At 35.7% G+C, this 18,344-nt stretch carries 16 protein-coding genes, 1 tRNA gene and 1 pseudogene; 11 read left to right on the forward strand and 7 right to left on the reverse strand.

The window, feature by feature from the left end:
* Positions 1-7: 7 nt before the first annotated feature.
* Together CHELV3228_RS06825 and CHELV3228_RS06830 are read right to left on the reverse strand one after the other, a co-directional pair.
* Positions 8-793 carry a class I SAM-dependent methyltransferase gene (locus tag CHELV3228_RS06825; protein ID WP_082200271.1) on the reverse strand — a complete coding sequence of 262 codons (786 nt, stop codon included), beginning with the start codon at positions 791-793 and terminating at the stop codon, positions 8-10.
* Positions 794-816: 23 nt separating this feature from the next.
* Entirely contained in the window at positions 817-1,608 is a 792-nt protein-coding gene (locus tag CHELV3228_RS06830; protein WP_082200272.1) for a class I SAM-dependent methyltransferase, read from the reverse strand.
* 211 nt (positions 1,609-1,819) lie between these two features.
* Between CHELV3228_RS06830 and dut the strand changes: the two genes are divergently transcribed.
* Positions 1,820-2,500 (forward strand): dUTPase, encoded by a 681-nt coding sequence (dut, locus tag CHELV3228_RS06835; protein ID WP_082200273.1) that lies wholly within the window; start codon positions 1,820-1,822, stop codon positions 2,498-2,500.
* Positions 2,500-3,228, forward strand: a complete 729-nt coding sequence (locus CHELV3228_RS06840) for an EI24 domain-containing protein (protein ID WP_082200274.1) — start codon at positions 2,500-2,502, stop codon at positions 3,226-3,228. Before dut ends, CHELV3228_RS06840 begins: the two co-directional genes overlap by 1 nt.
* Here the strand turns inward: CHELV3228_RS06840 and tilS are convergent.
* Positions 3,183-4,157, reverse strand: a complete 975-nt coding sequence (tilS, locus tag CHELV3228_RS06845; RefSeq protein WP_082200275.1) for a tRNA lysidine(34) synthetase TilS — start codon at positions 4,155-4,157, stop codon at positions 3,183-3,185. The genes CHELV3228_RS06840 and tilS overlap by 46 nt on opposite strands.
* Entirely contained in the window at positions 4,150-5,460 is a 1,311-nt protein-coding gene (gene rimO / locus CHELV3228_RS06850) for a 30S ribosomal protein S12 methylthiotransferase RimO (RefSeq protein ID WP_082200276.1), read from the reverse strand. The genes tilS and rimO overlap by 8 nt, the downstream gene beginning before the upstream one ends.
* Positions 5,461-5,565: 105 nt before the next feature.
* Here rimO and CHELV3228_RS06855 point away from each other — a divergent pair.
* Positions 5,566-8,355, forward strand: a pseudogene (locus tag CHELV3228_RS06855) (FAD-binding and (Fe-S)-binding domain-containing protein).
* A gap of 19 nt (positions 8,356-8,374) precedes the next feature.
* Here CHELV3228_RS06855 and ciaI read toward each other — a convergent pair.
* On the reverse strand, positions 8,375-8,941 hold the full coding sequence (gene ciaI / locus CHELV3228_RS06860; RefSeq protein ID WP_082200277.1) for an intracellular survival protein CiaI: 567 nt from the start codon (positions 8,939-8,941) through the stop codon (positions 8,375-8,377).
* 66 nt (positions 8,942-9,007) lie between these two features.
* On the opposite strand from ciaI, the gene CHELV3228_RS06865 reads away from it, so the two are divergent.
* The 7 genes from CHELV3228_RS06865 to CHELV3228_RS06895 all read left to right on the forward strand — a co-directional run bounded on the left by CHELV3228_RS06865 (position 9,008) and on the right by CHELV3228_RS06895 (position 15,682).
* On the forward strand, positions 9,008-9,409 hold the full coding sequence (locus tag CHELV3228_RS06865) for a hypothetical protein (protein ID WP_082200278.1): 402 nt from the start codon (positions 9,008-9,010) through the stop codon (positions 9,407-9,409).
* Positions 9,410-10,429: a hypothetical protein gene (locus tag CHELV3228_RS06870; RefSeq protein WP_082200279.1), complete on the forward strand. Its 1,020-nt coding sequence runs from the start codon at positions 9,410-9,412 to the stop codon at positions 10,427-10,429.
* Between the two features lie 61 nt (positions 10,430-10,490).
* On the forward strand, positions 10,491-11,273 hold the full coding sequence (gene kpsM, locus CHELV3228_RS06875) for a capsule polysaccharide transporter KpsM (RefSeq protein ID WP_082200280.1): 783 nt from the start codon (positions 10,491-10,493) through the stop codon (positions 11,271-11,273).
* Positions 11,270-11,932: an ABC transporter ATP-binding protein gene (locus CHELV3228_RS06880; protein WP_082200281.1), complete on the forward strand. Its 663-nt coding sequence runs from the start codon at positions 11,270-11,272 to the stop codon at positions 11,930-11,932. The genes kpsM and CHELV3228_RS06880 overlap by 4 nt, the downstream gene beginning before the upstream one ends.
* Positions 11,933-11,934: 2 nt before the next feature.
* Positions 11,935-13,056 (forward strand): KpsE/RkpR family capsule polysaccharide export protein, encoded by a 1,122-nt coding sequence (locus CHELV3228_RS06885; protein ID WP_082200282.1) that lies wholly within the window; start codon positions 11,935-11,937, stop codon positions 13,054-13,056.
* Between the two features lies 1 nt (position 13,057).
* Positions 13,058-14,722, forward strand: coding sequence for a polysaccharide biosynthesis/export family protein (locus CHELV3228_RS06890; protein WP_082200283.1), 1,665 nt, complete (start codon positions 13,058-13,060; stop codon positions 14,720-14,722).
* Between the two features lie 9 nt (positions 14,723-14,731).
* Positions 14,732-15,682, forward strand: a complete 951-nt coding sequence (locus CHELV3228_RS06895) for a KpsF/GutQ family sugar-phosphate isomerase (protein WP_082200284.1) — start codon at positions 14,732-14,734, stop codon at positions 15,680-15,682.
* Here the strand turns inward: CHELV3228_RS06895 and CHELV3228_RS06900 are convergent.
* Together CHELV3228_RS06900 and tgt are read right to left on the reverse strand one after the other, a co-directional pair.
* A tRNA-Arg gene (locus CHELV3228_RS06900) sits at positions 15,683-15,759 on the reverse strand. It abuts the gene before it with no gap.
* A 33-nt stretch (positions 15,760-15,792) separates the two neighbouring features.
* Positions 15,793-16,911, reverse strand: a complete 1,119-nt coding sequence (gene tgt / locus CHELV3228_RS06905) for a tRNA guanosine(34) transglycosylase Tgt (protein WP_082200285.1) — start codon at positions 16,909-16,911, stop codon at positions 15,793-15,795.
* 29 nt (positions 16,912-16,940) lie between these two features.
* Between tgt and CHELV3228_RS06910 the strand changes: the two genes are divergently transcribed.
* Entirely contained in the window at positions 16,941-18,338 is a 1,398-nt protein-coding gene (locus tag CHELV3228_RS06910) for a COG3400 family protein (RefSeq protein WP_082200286.1), read from the forward strand.
* Positions 18,339-18,344 lie beyond the last annotated feature (6 nt).

The raw sequence follows: 18,344 nt of genomic DNA on the forward strand, positions 1-18,344 counted from the left end.
TTATCCTTTAAATTTTCTTAGCACTCCAGCAACGCGTGGTGTATTTAATGTCAAATTCCTTAGGCAATCTTTCGGTAATTTTTGCAGAAATTTTTTCAAAAAGCTCCACGCCCTCACTCGTTTCTAAATCCCAGTAAGGATTTTTCACGCTTTTCCACGCATTGATGTAATTTTCTATGCTTTGGTGAAAATAAAAATCCTCTTCCAAATAAATGATATTGTCAAACAAATCTTTACGACTCTCAATAATAGGGCGTTGGTCTTCTCTTCTCGTGCCTCTTGTATAATTTGGCACAAATTCCATTATGGTGTCTTCAGCGATCTTTTGCATAGGATCGTTTAAATCCCTATGATTCCACATACAAGAAAAATAGCTCCCCTTTTTAAGCAAACGATGTGCTTCGCTCAAGGCTTCGTTTCTATCCATGACATTAAAACTTGAGCCAAAGGTTACCCAGTCAAATTCTTCTGCTTTTAGCGTGGAGTCTATACCCGTAGCACGAACCCACTCGATTTTTTCTCCCTTAGTTCTTTCCACGCCTATTTCTCTCATCGCATCGTTTGGCTCGACTGAGACGACCTCGCATCCTCTTTCAAGTAACATAATGCTTAAATTTCCTGTCCCAGCACCGATATCAGCGACCTTTAAACTAGAATCGCCGGGCCACCCCCCCCCCCTTTTTTGTGCTAGACACACGAGCATATCAATGCTCTTTGGTGCGTAATTTGGGCGGTATGAGTAAAATTTCGCATGCTTTGTGTAATCCCACACTTGTTCAACTAATTTTTCCATTTTTTGTCCTTTATATAAATTTTTTAGGCTTTTTTAGCCGTCCAAGCCCTAATTTTATAAGGCACTTCTATGGTTTGAAGATGAGAAATTTTAGCCTCTATCATCTTTAAAATCTTCTCCCACACTTCCTTGCCTGCTTGGGCTTGTATATCATTTACAGAGTGCCACGCCCCAAGATAACGCTCTTTATCCCAAGTTTCTGTGTAATCACACTCCATAAAAAAGCAGTCCTTAAAATCCCCTGTGGATACGAGAATTTCTTCCCATTTTTTCACATTTTGAGTCCCACTACTCACACGAGTAAGCTCAGGAACCATATGCTTAATCTCCTTTTCAATCTCATCGAAAATCGAGCCCTCTACGATATGGCGTGGATTCCAAATGGCGGTAAAATAACCTGCGCCGGGGCCACCCCCCCCCCCTTGCAAGAGTCGTGCAAATTCGGGTAAAGATTTCTTAGGGTCAGTCCAGTGAAATGATGAAGCCATTATTACCCAGTCAGCCACGCCACTTTTCACACCTGTTTCCTCGCCACTTCCTTTTTGCCACGCGATATTGGGGCAGTTTGCGGTGAATTTAATACCCTCTTCACGCATATTATCATTAGGCTCCACAGCAGTGATGTTAAGCTTAAAAATTTCGGCTAGCATTTTAGTGAGCTTACCCGTGCCAGCGCCTACTTCTACGACATTTAGCTCATTAAGTGGCTTATTAGTATCATTGATACACTTTATCAATTTTTCAAGCAAAAACGCACTATAAGCAGGTCTATTGATATAATGCTTTGCAACTTCGGTAAAATCGCCTTGTTTCATCACTTATCCTTATAAATAAAATAAAAACGAGATTATACAAAAAAAAAAAAAAACAAATTCTAGCCCTCAATTTCGTAATTTTAAAAAGTTAATATTAACCAATTGTTAAAATGAAAAGTTTAGATTTGCATTTAATATTAAGATTATTTTGATGAAATTATTTGAAATTTAATTAAAAATGCTTAAAAACAACAAACCTTAAAGGCAAACAATGGGAAATACTGAACTTTTAGAGAATATGCTTAAACTTCAACAAAAATTAAACGACGAAACAAACGGAAAAGGCTGGGAAAATGGCTATACTAAAGAGGGTAAGCTCATAAGTTGGAGGCGGTGCATTTATATGGAGTGTGCCGAGCTAATCGACTCTTTTGCGTGGAAGCACTGGAAAAACATTAAAAATCCAACAAATTGGGATAATGTCCGCATAGAGCTTGTGGATATTTGGCATTTTATCCTTAGTCTTTTGCTCGAAGATAAAGGTAAAAAAGAATTGACCTTTATCGCTATGGAATTAAGTTCCGTAAGCGTTTTTAAAGATTTTGTAAAAGAAAAAGGAACGCCAAGTGATGAGGATATGTATGCTATCGTAAGCGATATAGAGCTAATTATCCATAAATGTAGTGGCTTTGGCTTTGATATGGGTGGGCTTTTATCGGCATTTTTTACCCTTTGTATTAAATGCGGACTCAATCTAGAAAGCCTTTATAAAATTTACATCGGCAAAAATGTGCTAAATGCCTTTAGACAAGCACACGGATATAAAGAGGGGCATTATAAAAAAATATGGAACGATAAAGAAGATAATGAAGTTTTAAACGAAATTTTAAACCAAACCTTAAGCTATGAAGCCATTTACAAAGAACTTGAAAAGCGTTATGAGGCACTTTAATGAATATTTTTTGGTTAAGCCTTAAGGATTTTACGCGTTTTGAATTTTTTAAATACGCATTGCTTTCTATCGCTGTGGGATTTTCACTAATGATAATTTTGGGCTATTACTCTTTTACGAGCGTAAAGGACTATTTAGACGCACTTTTTGCTCCAGAAAGCGACTCCATTTTTGCGTGGTTTTATTCCTTTTCTTTAGTGAGTTTTTTAATCCATAGCTTGAATTTTTTAGCCGTGAGTTTTTTTGTCATTTTTGCTTCTAGTGCCGTCTCGCTTTTTTTGCTTTCTTTTTTCACACCACTCATCGCCACTAAAATTAATGCCAAATACTACAATCACGAGCCTAAAGAAAAAATGGGCGATTTAGCCTTATTCTTTCAAATGTTTAAAGTTTTACTCAAATTTATCCCACTTTTTTTCTTAGCTTTGATTTTATTTTTCATCCCGTTTATTAATTTAATCGCCTTTTTTATAGCTTTTTACTATCTTTTTCACAATGCCTTGATTTTAGAAGTTTTAGGGGCTGTTTTAGACAAAAAGAAATTTAAAGAGCAGACAAACACGCCTTTTGAGTTTAAATTTTATACGCTTATTTTTTATGTTTTAGCCTCTTTTCCTTTTGTTGGGCTTATTTTGCAGCTTTTTTTCGTCATTTTTCTCATTCATCTTAGCTATCAAAAAATTTATTTTTTAAGTCCAAAACTTAGCAATGTTTCAAGCTCGATTTGATGATTAAAACAAAAAGGGCGTAAAAGCTTGGGAATTTGTAGTTTTCTACATCTTTCCTTAAAGCTTTTAGGCATTTTCTCACAACGCTCATAAGTAAAAATAAAAGCCTTATTTTCCACATACACCACGCCTATTTTGGCACTAATCACACAATCTTTTTTAAGACACTCTTTTCTTTGCCTTTCACTCATTAAAACGCCGAGTTTTTTGCAAGCCTTAGCAATTAAACTTTCATTTTTCACGCAAATCAAAATTCCCCCAAATTCCTCTATTTCCCCCAAATTTAAGGCTTTTAAATCCTCTTGCAAAAAAACAAAACTTTTTTGCACACCCTTACTAAAATGCTTTAAAAATTCCTCGCTAAAATGCTTTCTAATGAAATTTCTTTTAAATGTCTCATTATGATTACTCTCATCATTAAAATATTTCAATCTATTTTCTTTTAAAAAAGCTAAAATTTGCCCCTTTGGCACATTAAGCAGAGGTCTTATAAGTGTAAAATGCGTCCTTTTTTCAAGGGCATTCATTCCCAAAAGCTCCATTAATCCAGCCCCCTTACCAAGCTGCATTAAAAACCACTCAAATTTATCATCAAGCTGGTGGGCTAAAATCACATTTTCATAGCCCTTTTCAAGACAAATTTTTTCAAAAAAAGCATAGCGAAAATCTCTTGCATTTTTTTCAAAATTGCTAACAAATTGAGGGGCTGTTTGTGTAAAAATTGCCTTATTAAAGCTCTTGGCTAATTTTTTAGCCTCTTCTTCCTCCAAATCGCTATTTAAACGCGTTTTGTAGTTGATTAAAGCCATATCAAAAGCGATGTTTTCTCTACAAAGCAAATAAAATAAAGCCGTGCTATCACTCCCATAGCTAAAAGCAAGTAAATTTTTGCGTCCCCTTAAATGCTTTAAAAGGCTTAATTTAGGCAAGTTTTAAAACCCTAGCTAATAATTTTGTATCTAGGGCTTGTGTGATTTCGCATTCATAAATTTGCCCTCTTTCCAAAGTGCCACATTCGCTTTCATTGATGAGAATTTCACCATCAATTTCTCTATCCCAACGCAAGTCTTTCCCAGCGATAAAAAATTCCCCCTCACTGCTCTCCCCCTCACAAACAACCAAGCGTTTTTGACCGACTTCTTTTTTAAAGCTTTTTTCAAGACTTTTTGCGACAATTTTTTCCAAAATCTTAAGACGCGCATTAATTGTTTTTCTAGGCACTTGCTCCATTTCAAACGCTAAAGTATCTTCTTCTTTGGAATAACCAAAAACGCTAATCCTATCAAATTCAAAACTTTCTATAAATTCACAAAGCTCATTAAAATCCTCTTCACCCTCACCCGGATGCCCCACAATAAAACCCGTGCGTAAAAAGCTATCTTTCGCCTCTCTCATCATCGTCAAAAGCTTTAAAATTTGAGCTTTTTTGCTGCCTCTTTTCATAATTTTTAGCATTTTATCGCTAATGTGCTGCAAAGGCATATCAAAATAATTGACAAACACCTTTGAAGCAATGATTTTTCGCACCACTTCCTCACTTAAAGTGCTAGGATAAAGATATAAAATGCGTGCAGCCCTTATGCTACTTAGCTTTTCGACCTCATCAATTAAACGCAAAAGCCCGTCCTTTTGCCCCTTATCAAAAAGATAAGATGAGCTATCTTGTGCGATGAAAGAAAAGTCCTTATATCCTCTACCTATAAGGCTTTGAAGTTCTTTTACAATACTTGAAATTTCGCGTGATTTAAGGCGTCCTTTAAAATGCGGTATAGCACAAAAAGCACAGCTTTGATTACAGCCCTCGCTAATCTTAATAAAAGCGTGGGAATTTGAACCTGTAATCACCCTTTTAACATTTTCGCCTTGCAAATAAGTCGAATTTGAAAACAAATTTTGCTTTTTTAAAATTAACTCATCTATCTTTTCAAAATCACCCACACCCGTAAATAAATCCACCTCAGGCAAAGCTTTCATCAATTCCTCTCTATAACGCTGCATTAAACAGCCCGTAACGACAAGTAAAGAGTCCTTTTTTCTCTGTGTGTGAAGATTTAAAATCGTTTCTATACTCTCTTTTTTCGCACTTTCTATAAAACCGCAAGTATTGACTATCAACACATCAGCTTTTTTAGGCCCATCACATAAAGTATAGTTTTCAAGGCGTCCAAGCATAATTTCACTATCGACTAAATTTTTATTACACCCTAATGAGTGAAGATATAAATTTGGCATTATTGTCCTTTAAAAATTTCGTAATATATCATAAAATAAGTATCTTAATTAATCTTTTATTATAGCTAAAAAGTATAATTAATCTAAATTCTCCAAGGAAATTTAATGCTAGAACTTTTCAAAAAAGAATGCAAGGCATTTTTGCAAGAAAGACTTTATGATTCTTACATCCACCGCTTTGCTTATGGTCTTGATGCTTCTTGTTACCGCTATATCCCAAAACTTGTTTTAAAACCCAAAAACGAAGAAGAAGTCGCTAAAATCATCATCTTAAGCGATAAATTTAATATCCCCCTTACTTTTAAAGGGAGTGGGACAAGCCTTTGCGGACAAGCTTTGAGCGATAGTGTCTTAGTGCTTTGTGTGGAAAATTTTAAAACAATTGAAGCAAATGCACATTCTATTTGGTGTGAATGCGGAGTCATCGGTAGCGATGCCAATGAAGCTTTAAAGCCTTTTGGTAAAAAAATAGGACCAGACCCCGCTACTATCAATAACGCCACCATAGGAGGGATTTTTTCCAACAACTCAAGCGGAATGTGCTGCGGAGTCAAGCAAAATAGCTACCAAACCATAAAATCCGTGCGTGTTATCCTAAATGACGGCTTTATCCTTGATACGAGTAAAGAAGAAAGCCTAAAAGAATTTACAAATACTCACGCCACTCTAGCCAATGGGCTTTTAAACTTACGAGAAGAGCTTTTGAAAGATGAATTTTTGACTAAAGAAATCAAACGCAAATTTGCCATTAAAAATACCACAGGCTATGGGCTAAATTCCTTATGTGATTTTAGTGGGCTAAAAGATATTTTAAATCACATTTTTATAGGAGCTGAAGGCACTTTAGGCTTTGTGAGTAAAGTTGAGTATGAAACCTGTGAGGATTATGCTTATAAGGCTACAGGCTTACTTTTTTATGAAAATTTAAGTAAAGCCTCTAATGCCGTTAAAATCTTAGCTTCACACGAAGATAAGGTTTTTGCTGCCGAGCTTATGGACTGGGCTTGTTTGGAGCTTACAAAAGAGCTTTGCGATATGCCCTCCTCGCTTAAAAATCCCAACTGCGCCCTTTTAATCGAACTTCAAAGCGACGAAGAAGAAAAGCTTTTAAACAATATCACTTTCGTTAAAGAGGTTTTAAAAGAAGCTCCTGCTCTTTTTGAGCCTGAATTTAGCCTTGATTCAAACATTCAGGCAAATTGGTGGAAAATCCGCAAAGGCTTACTTCCCATTTCAGCCTCCAAACGCCCTAAAGGTAGTGTTGTCATTACAGAAGATGTTTGTTTTGAAATAAAAAATTTCACAAAAGGCATAGGGGACATTGCAAAACTTTTCACAAAACACAATTTTGAAGGCATTATCTTTGGACACGCCCTCAGTGGCAATGTGCATTTTATCATCACACCCCTTTTAGACGACGCGAAAGAAAGGTTAAATTTTGAGCTTTTTATGCAAGATTTAGTCGCTCTTGTCGTATCTCTTAAAGGAAGCATTAAGGCGGAACACGGCACAGGGCGTATGATGGCAGCTTTCGTGGAGCAAGAGTAGGGAGAAAGGGCTTATAGCTTTCACAAAAAAATCAAAATGCTTTTTGACCCTAAAAATTTGATTAATCCGGGCGTTATCATCAACGAGGATAAAGAAATTCACAATAAAAATTTCAAACCCTCGCACGAAATTGAGGATTTTTTAGAAGCCTGTATGGAATGTGGCTTTTGTGAAAAATACTGCCCTAGCAAAAATTTAAGCCTCACCCCACGCCAAAGAATAGCCGTGCATAGAGAAATCAAACGCCTTGAAGCGCTAAGGCACAGAAGCAAGGAGGAAGAAAATGAGCTTTTAGAACTTAAAAAGGGCTATTCCTACGAAGTGGTCGCTACTTGTGCTGGGTGTTCGATGTGTGCTACGGCTTGTCCGTTAGAAATCGATAGCGCCAAAATCGCCAATGCCTATAACAACGAAAATGCCAAAGGAATTTTCCTCGCAAAAACCCTAGCTAAAAATTTAAGTAAAAGCGTGAAAATGGCAAAATTTGGCTTAAACCTAGCAAAGTTTGGACAAAATACGCTAGGAAAAGAAAAAATGAAAAATTTAAGCCTAAGTTTCAATAAGAAATTTCACACGCCCATAGTGCCTGTTTTTATGCCTACGGGAAATCACTATCCTTTAAATTCACGCATCAATGGCACAAAAAGCGTGATTTATCTAAGCTCTTGTTTAAATAGAGCCTTTGCACCCTCCCCTTTGGCTAGAGATAAAAGAACTTTGCAGGAAGTTTTTGAAAGTCTTTGTAAAAAAGCTAAAATTTCGGTGCTTTATCCTAAAAGTATCGATAAATTTTGTTGTGGTAAAGCCCTTAAAAATTACACCTTAAAAAATCCTGAGCTTAATCCACTAAACGCTATGATGGACGAGCTTTTAACTTTGAGTGAAAATGGTAAAATCCCTCTTGTGTGCGACCATAGTGCTTGCGGTGCCGAGCTACTTTTAAAACTAGATAAAAGATTAAAAATTTTCGATATGAGCGAATTTGTGGAAAAAGAAATCTTAAAGTATTTAAACATTAAACCGCTTGAAGAAGATATTGGAATTTATGCGGTATGTTCAAGTAAAAAATACGGCTTTGATACGAGTTTAAGAAAGATTGCCTCACTTTGCACTAAAGGCAAGGTTTATGAGCATAAAAATACGCATTGCTGTGGTTTTGCAGGTGATAAGGGCTTTATGAAGCCTGAGCTAAATATGAGTGCTTTAAACGATTTTGAAAAGTTTTTTAAAAATTTGAAAATTAAAAGGTTTTATTCTAGCTCAAGCACCTGCGAAATAGGACTAAGCGATAAGACAAAAAATTCTTGGCAACATTTAATTTATCTAGTAGATGAACTAAGCGGATAAGGGGCAAAGCCCCCTTTTATCAAGCATAAAAATCGAAATTTTTGTCTTTTTGTGTGGCGTTTTGCTCGTTTGCTTTTTCCTGAGCTTTTTCAAGCTGTTTTTTCATCTGCTCTAAAACCTCATCAAGCAATTTTTTACTATCTTCTAGTAGGCTTGAATTTTGCTCTGCATTTGGCGTTTGGTTTTTATTGAGTAAATTTTCTAATTTATTAGTAAAACTATTCATAATCGCATTTTGATGATTTTCATCTTTTGGCGTTGGAAGAACATTTGCCATTTGCATTGCACTTTGGATAAAGTCTTTTGGCTGAAGCTCACCCACCTTAGAATTTGCTAAAAATTCTTGTATCATAGGCTCGACTTCCTTCATCGCCACTTTTATCTCATCAAGTTCATTTTGTGTTAATTTAGACCCCTCAAAAGTAAAGCTAAATCCATACTCACGCTTCAAACTTAAGCTTTTAGAATTTTCGTCTTTAGCGTAGTTGATATTTTGATTATCATACATATCAAGGCTAAGTTTTTTACCACTTTTAGTTGTGTAGTCAAGGGAGAAGTTTTGATTTTTACTCACATCGATTTGCATTGTTACTCCTTTATGATTTATGTGATATATCGGCACTTTTTAAATTTACTTTAGTATAATTTTGCAATGGATAAAAAAATTTTACACTTTTTTAAAAAAAATACACTTTTAGCAATGTCAATGCGTGATGATTTGGGTGTTTATACCGCTAGTGCGTTTTATGCTTTTGATGAGACAAATTTAGCCCTCATCATCGCTTCACACGAAGATACCAAACACATCAAACTCGCCTTTTTAAATCCAAACATCGCCCTAAACATCGCCAAAGAAAACAAAATCGCCCTTTTAAAAGGTGTGCAAGCTAAGGCTATTTTTATGGAAGCCTCTAATGAGCAAGAGAAAATTTATTTTGCTAAATTTCCTTTTGCTAAACTTAGTAATGCTAAAATTTACGCTTTAAATCTTAGCTGGGTAAAACTCACGGATAACACCCTAATGCTAGAAAAAAAACTTGAATGGACGAGATAAATGAGACTTGCAATTTGTTTTATGGGGCATTTAAGAACTTATAAGCAAACTTATCAAAGTTTTTTAGATAATGTCTTAAAGCCAAATTTAGAGGATAAAATGTGGAAAGATGGCATCGATATATTTATCCACACTTGGGACACTTTTGAAAAATCGGGATTTGCTTGGCATACACACAACGAAACTCTTAATAATCAAAAAGTTGATGCCGAAGTTATCGAGGAAGTGAAGCAAATTTATCAGCCTAAAAAAATGCTTGTCGAAACCCTAACGCAAGACAGGGGAATGCGTCTTTCCATAGAAAGGTCGCAAAAACTTGCCCTCGAATATGAAAAAGAGCAAAACATTTCTTATGATTATATAATGGTTTTAAGACCAGATTTGTATTTTCATACTCCATTATTTCTAAGTTCTTTTATCGAAATTTATCAAAAGGACAAAAATTTAGCCGACTACCCTCTACCTACAAAGCACATTTTTGCCGCACACAATGCCTTTGGGAGAATGGTAGTTGATGACCCTAGATTACTTTGTGAGGCGGATTTATTATGGTTTGGCAATATTAAGCCAATGCCACTTATCTCAGGCTCGCATAATCCACAAAACATTTTCCTTATCGCTATAGATTATAGACTTCATAGGGATTTTTTCCTACAAAGACAAGATTTTAGATTAGGTTGGCAAAATGAAGATAGCATAATATCAGCCCAAAGCGTGATAAAATCACATCTATCTTATCAAATAGGTGAAATGGCTATGCTTTGCAAGAATTTTAAAGATTGTTTAAATTTGCTTCTCATTTTGCCTTTTTTAAAGAAAAAATTTAAGGGTCAAGAAAAAACACGCACCAACCATTTTTCCCTCTCTTTGTGCAAAGATTATGATAAATATATCAAAATCAAAAATTCCCCCACCTACAAACTTGGGCAAAAAATCATTAAAATCCATAAAGAAAATGGGGATTTGGGTTTAATCAAATTTGTTCTTTTCAAACTTTTGTCCTATAAAGAGGGGCTTTAGTCTTTTGTTAAAAATTCTTTTTTATAATTAAAGATTATCATTAGGGAGAAAAGTTGCTTGAATGCTTAATGTAATTTATGCTTTATTTTTTAGAGAGCTTAAAACACGCTTTGGTGCAAACCGCTATTTAGGCTACATTTGGGTTGTTGGAGAGCCTTTAAGCGTGGTTTTGGCTATTACCATTATTGTTACAATTATTAGAGAATATCATCATCAAGTAATGCCTGATGGAATTTCTATTTTTATGTTTTTAATCTCTGGCATAGTGCCTTATTTTATGTTTAGAAGCATCGTTACACAGCTAATGAACGGCATTAGTGCAAATTTGGGACTTTTTGCTTATAAGCCTGTCAAGCCTATCCATGTTTTTATCGCTAGAACTATGCTTGAATTTTGCATTTATTTTGTGATTTTCTTTTGCGTTTTATTTGTAGCTGGATGGTTTTTGCGTTTTGATGTTTTACCTGTATATTTTTTAAATGTAATGTTTTGTGTGTTTTTATTAATGCTTTCTGGTTTTGTTTTGGGGCTTTGCTTTGCGATACTTAGCCATTTTTTTGAAATTTTAAAAACACTTTTGATGTATTTTAGCATTGTTTTTTACTGGACTTCTGGGGTGATTTTCCCCACTTGGCTTATGCCACGCCCATTACTTGATATATTTTATTACAATCCTTTGCTTCATATAATGGAGCTTTTAAGATATAATTTTTTCGATTCTTATCCTTTACAAGATGATTATAGCTATACTTATCCTATATTTTGCATTATGTTTTTACTTCTTATAGGATTGTTTTTTTATCATCATAATAGACAAGCCTTAACCGCAGTGAGAAAACAATGATAAAGCTTGTCAATTTAACCAAATCCTACCCACTTTTTGCAGGGGGAAGGCATTATGTCTTTAAAGACTTTAATTTTGAATTCCCTGAAAATTGTAGCATTGGTCTAATGGGCGGTAATGGTGCTGGGAAATCAACCCTAATGAAACTTTTAAGTGGGGCTGAATTACCCGATAAAGGCAAAATCATCACAAACAAAAAGCTTTCTTGGCCACTAGGCTTAAGTGGAGGGATACAAGGCTCACTCTCCGCAAGAGATAATGCTAAATTTGTCGCAAGGGTGTATGGCTACAAGGGTAAAGAATTGTTAGAAAAGGTCAAATTTGTCGAAGAATTTGCAGAACTTGGGAAATTTTTCGATGAGCCGATGAAAAATTATTCTTCTGGTATGGGGTCTAGAATCACCTTTGGACTTAGTATGGCTTTTGACTTTGATTATTACCTCATCGATGAGGCTGGGGCTGTTGGAGACCCAAAATTTAGAGAAAAAAGCATTAAGCTTTATAGAGAAAGACTTTCTCGCTCTAAGGTGATTATGGTTTCACACGATGTAGCCGAAATTAAAGAATGGTGTGATAAAATTGTCTTTATGAAAGATGGAAAAATTACGGTTTATGATGATGTCGATGAGGGCATAGCTGTATATCAAGGAAAAGCATAATTATGGAAGAAAATAAAACTTTATTAGATAAAATTAAGGACTTAAGCATACTAGATTCTTTTAAAATCGTATGGTTTTTGATGATTTTTGTAGTTATTTATTATGTTTTCATCGCAGCCGATAGATATGTAAGCTCGATGAGTCTTAGTGTGCGTTCAACCAGCGGAGAAAGTGTCCAAGCAAGTGGAATTTTATCTTTACTCAGCACCACTTCTAATAATAGTGAAGATATGAAATACCTACGCGGATATATTCATTCTCTTGACTTGTTGCAAAAACTAGAAGAAAAAATTAAACTTAAAGAACTTTATCAAGAACAATTCATTGATTTACCTAACAAAATTTACAACTCAAGTTCAACCGAAAGCTATCTTAAATATTTTCAAAACCGCGTTAAACTTAGGGTTGATGACAAAACGGGACTTTTAAATGTCGATGTGGAGGGCTTTACACCGGAGTCTGCTAAAATCATAGCCCAAAGCATTATGGAGGAAAGCGAAAAATTTATCAATGAAATTTCTCATAAGGCGGCAAGAGAGCAAATGAAATTTGCCGAAGAAGAGGTTAATACCTACAAAGAAAGGTATTTAAAAGCACAAAATGCTCTCATATCTTTTCAAAATAAATATGGAGTTTTTGACCCCCTTAAACAGGCTGAAAGTAAGGAAAAGCTCATCGCTCAAATCGAGGCAAACCTAGCCCAAAGAGAAGCTGCTCTTTTGAATTTGCAAAGCTATATGAATGATAGCGCCCCTGAAGTTATCGCGTTAAAATCCGAAATTCTAGCAATCAAAAAACAATTAGAACGCGAAGTGGCAAAAATTTCAACAAATAATTCAAATGAGAAAAAACTCAATGATATGGCGGCTAAATTTCAAAATCTTACCATAGAGGCGAAATTCGCCCAGCAAGCTTATGAGGCAGCTCTTAAAGCTTATGAAAGTGCGAGGATAGAGGCTGGAAGGAAAATTAAGCAGCTTGTTATCGTGCAAAGTCCCAATTTGCCGGAAAGTGCGAGATACCCTGAAAGGATTTATAATATCATCACAGCTTTTTTAATTTTATCTTTAATTTTTGGCATTACGAAATTTGTGAAAATGATTATAGAGGAGCATAGATATTAAAATGAAAAAAATAGTTTTATTATTAACAGGTTTTATTTTAGCTTTTGGTGCAGTCGATGTGTCGCAAATAGTAGGAATTAATGAGGGTCCAACTTACGATAGTAACACAAGCTCAGCTTATTCTAATCAAAGCTACAAAAGTGAAAATAATGCAAGTGCCTCAAGCACAAATCCAACTCAAATTCCTGTTTTTGGTTCGCATCTTTTTAGTGGTAATTTTAAAAATTTCACGCAAAGAGTTTATAATCCGGACTATAAAATCGCCGTTGGAGACCAAATAAGCCTTAAAATTTGGGGAGCTGTGGAATTTGCACAGGTTTTAGTGGTAGATTCTCAAGGTAATATTTTTATCCCAAAAGTTGGTGCGGTCAATCTTTTAGGCGTAAAAAACAGCTCTTTAGTGCCTGTGATAAAATCAGCCGTTAATAAAATTTACAAAAACAATGTCTTCGTTTATGCGGATATGAACGCCTATCAAAATGTAAGCGTTTTTGTAACAGGAAGCGTTAATGCTCCGGGTCTTTATCAAGGATTAAGCTCCGATTCTATCATACAATACCTAGACAAGGCGAACGGAATCAACTTAGAATATGGAAGCTTTAGAGAAATTCAAATTTTAAGAAATAATAAGGTGATTAGAAATATAGACCTATACGACTTCTTGCTTAAGGGACAATTAGAACTTTTCCCTTTTAGAAGTGGTGATGTTATCTTAGTGGGAAATGTCGCCACATACGCTTTTGTCAGTGGCGATGTGCAAAAACCTTTTAGATTCGAACTTGGAAGCGATATTAAAACGCTTAATGATTTGGCTAGAATTTCAGGCGCAAAACCTATCGTTACAAATGCTGTTGTAAGAAGCTATGGCGATGAGCATAAGCTTGAGGTCAAAGCTTTTAACAAAACACATTTTCCTCAAGTTCCTATAAGAACAGGTGATGAAGTGGAATTCCGTCCTGAATACATCACAACAAACATCAGCGTTAAAATTCGCGGAGAACACGATGGACTAGGAACGCTAGTAGTAAAAAAAGGCACAACTTTGGAGGATATTTCAAGGCTCGTTATGGCAAATTCAATGTCCAATATGAAAGCGTTGCAAGTCTTTAGAAAAAGTGTCGCAAGAACACAAAAAGAACTAATAGCCGCACAGCTTAAAGAGCTTGAAACCTTAGCTCTCACCAGCTCATCTGTCAATTCCGAACAAGCAGCAATCCGTGCAACTCAAGCCAAAACCATACTCGAATTTATAGAAAGAGCGAAAAAAGCCGAGCCTAGAGGGCAAATTGTCATCGATGACGCTAAAGCTTACAAAACTTTAGTGCTAGAAGATGGCGACACTATCAATATCCCAAGCAAAAATAATCTTGTCATAGTCCAGGGCGAAGTATCCCTGCCGGGAGCTTTTGTCTATGGCAAAAAAGAAAATTTAAAATACTACATCGACTTAGCAGGAGGTTATAGCGATAGAGCGGATACCTCAAAGGTGCTTGTCATACGCACGAACGGCAAAGCGGAAAAATATCGCTCGGGCATCGATGTCAAAGCGGGAGATTCTATTTTAGTGCTTCCAAAAGTCGATAGTCAAAATTTACAAATTTTTTCTATGCTAACGCAAATTCTTTATCAAATAGCCATAGCTACAAATGTCGTGGTTAATCTTTAAGGAAGCAAAATGAAAGAAGCCATTAAAGTAGCTAGGGAAGTTTTTGAAATCGAAGCGGAAGCCATTAGGAATTTAAGCGAAAATTTGGATGATAATTTTGCCAAAGCCATCAAACTCATCCTAAATATAAAAGGGCGTTGCATTATCAGCGGTATGGGGAAATCAGGACACATCGGTGCTAAAATAGCCGCTACACTTGCTAGCACAGGAACACCAAGCTTTTTTATGCACCCCGGTGAGGCACTGCACGGGGATTTGGGAATGATAACAAATGAAGATGTTTTAATCGCCATTTCGAATTCAGGCGAAACGGAAGAACTTTTAAAAATCATTCCAGCGGTTAAAAGAAGACAAATTCCCCTCATCGCGATGTGTGGTAATGCCAAATCCACCCTTGCCAAACAAGCTGAAATTTTTCTCAATATCGCAATCAAGAAAGAAGCTTGTCCTTTGCAACTTGCCCCTATGTCCTCAACTACCGCTACACTTGTGATGGGCGATGCCATCGCTGCTGCCTTGATGAAAGCTAAAAATTTTCGACCAGATGATTTTGCACTTTTTCATCCGGGTGGTAGCTTAGGGCGTAAGCTTTTAACCAAAGTCAAAGATTTAATGGTCAGCAAAAAACTGCCTATCGTGGAACCAGAAACCGAATTTAACGAACTTGTCGATGTGATGACAAGCGGCAAGCTTGGGCTTTGTATTGTTTTAGAAAAAGATGAGCTTGTTGGCATTATCACAGATGGAGATTTACGCCGTGCGCTTAAGGCAAATGCCAAACCAAGGTTTGACTTTAAGGCAAAAGAAATTATGAGTCATAATCCCAAAATCATCGACCAAGAAGCTATGGCGACAGAAGCCGAACAGCTAATGTTAAAACACAAAATTAAAGAAATCGTTGTGGGTAAAGATGGGAAAGTCGTTGGCGTTATCCAACTTTATGCGATAGGAAATGTTTAGTGGCGCGCTCTAGAGGATTCGAACCTCTGACCTTTTGAACCGCAATCAAATGCTCTATCCAGCTGAGCTAAGAGCGCAAGAGATGAAATTATACAAAAATTTACTTAAATTTAGCTTCTTTTTGCGTAGAATTCTTTCTTAAATTCGCTAAATTTGTTTTGCATTATCGCCCCCCTCATCTCTTTTACTAAAGTTAGATAATAATGCAAATTGTGCAAACTCGCAAGCCTAAAAAATGTCAATTCCTTCGCTTTAAAAAGATGATTTAAATATGCTCTTGAGTAAGTTTTGCAAGTATAGCAAGAACAAGTCTTATCAATGCTTTCATTGTCATTAATAAATTCAGCTCTTTTGATATTAAATTTCCCAAAGCTTGTAAAAAATGTGCCGTTTCTCGCATTTCTCGTTGGCATCACACAATCAAACATATCCACACCGCGTTCAACATTTTCCACTAAATCCTCAGGCGTCCCAACGCCCATTAAATATCTTGGACGCCCCTCGTCCATAAAAGGCGTTAAATTCTCAACAACCTCATACATTAGAGCATTTTCCTCACCCACGCTTAAACCACCTATGGCAAGTCCATCAAAGTCCATCTCACAAAGCTCTAACGCACACTTTTTTCTTAAGTCAAATTCCGTCCCCCCCTGAATAATACCAAAAACATTTTGACTTAAAGCCTCACCTTGTTGTTGCTTAAATTTATGATGCGTTATAGCCTCTTTTGCCCACTTTATCGTTCTTTCAACGGAAAGTTCAACCCTCTTTCGACTCGCAGGTAAAGCCACTAAATCATCAAGAACCATACAAATATCACTATTAAAATCATACTGCGTTTCAAGCACACTTTTGGGGGTAAAAAGGTGCAAACTCCCATCAATATGACTTTTAAATTTAATCCCCTCTTCGAAATGTTTTGTATTTTGACTCAAAGAAAAAGCTTGAAAGCCACCACTATCCGTTAAAAAACTATGAGAAAATCGCGTAAAATTATGCAAACCACCCAAATTTCTTATAATTTTTGAGCCGGGTCGCAAATAAAGATGATAGGTATTTGCTAAAATAATTTTCGCTTTTAAAATTTCACTCATATCATAAGCGTCAAGACTCTTAACCGCAGCAGCTGTGCCAACAGGCATAAAAATGGGCGTTAAAAAAGAACTATGTGCCGTTTTTATCTCGCAAACCCTTGCGTGATTATCCTTGTGCTTTAGTTTAAATTCCATTTGCTATAATTCCCTTTTTGGAGTGTATTATGAATCATATTTTAATTATCATTGATGGCATTTTAGCAAAGCATTTCTTAGAAAGGCTTTGTTTTCAAAAAAGCTTGAGTTATTTTTTTACTATCGTCTATCAAAAAAGTGAAAGCGTGAATTTAAGCGAAAAAAATGAATACCTAGAATTCCACCAGTTTGACCCCACAAGTAGTGCAAGACTTGAGTGCATTATGAAACCCTACAAACAAGCTTTCATCTATATGCAAGATGAATTTGAGACAAAGAAAACTTACGAAGCTTTGAGGGGACTTGACTTAAATCTTGAAATTAACATTATGGATTTTTGGGGGCTGGGCATTAATGATAAGCTTTGTCATTTAATTGACGCAAGAATGAATTTAAGCAAAAGACTGACAGACTTTTTACCAGATGTCGCTCTTACAGCTCAATATATAGGACTTGGGGTGGGGGAGATAATGGAGATTAAAATCCCCGCTGGTTCAATCTTTGCTTATAGGCACATAGGCTCTATTCAGCAAAAAAGGTGGCGTATCGTTCTAGTCTATCGCAATGAAAAAATTCATTTCATCAAACCTTCTTTAATCCTCCAGCCAGGAGATAGTATTTTAATCGTAGGAGACCCTGTCATCCTACAAAGTGTTTTTCATAATGTAAAAGCTAGCACGGGACAATTTCCCGTGCCTTTTGGAACTAATGTTTTCACTCTCATCGATATGAAAAAGATGAATGAAAAAACCCAAGAACTTCTCATCAATACCACTCTAAGCCTTGTGAAAAAAACAAATGCTAGAAAATTTTTCATAAGAATTATTAATGCGACACTAGGCAAAACCTATCAAAAGCTCAAAGCCCTTTCTTTAGAATATGAAAATATCTTTTTTGACTATACAAATACAAATTTTAAAAATATCCGTAGCTTTTTAGAGCAAAATGATGTGGGCGTTTTTATCACAGATAATAAACATTTTGAAAAAGAAAAAAGGCAACTTTTTGAGCTTAAAATTCCCATCTTAAAAGTCGGCACTATGGATTTTGATAAGCTAGAAAAATCCGTCATTTTAAGCTCGGATGAAAGTGAAATCGAAAATCAAGCCAATGTGATAGTGGATTTAAGTAAGCAGTTAAAACTTGAGGTAAGCCTTTATTATTACCATCCTAATCGCAAACATAGTAGTGAGTTAAAAGACTATTTTAACAGCCTTTCTAAACTTTACGATAAAAATATACAAATCATTCAAAGCAATCTGCAAAATCCAATTCTAAGTTTAGAATACAAAGAAGATTTGCTACAATTTGTCAGTTTTACGCCGGAGCTTTTAGATAATGACATTAGCAAAATTTGGAGTATGGATTTAAATAGAAATTATTACAAACTTAGCAAAAATTACCAACTTTTCATACCTATGAGTTAAAATTAC

This window comes from Campylobacter helveticus (assembly GCF_002080395.1).
Lineage (GTDB): Bacteria > Campylobacterota > Campylobacteria > Campylobacterales > Campylobacteraceae > Campylobacter_D > Campylobacter_D helveticus.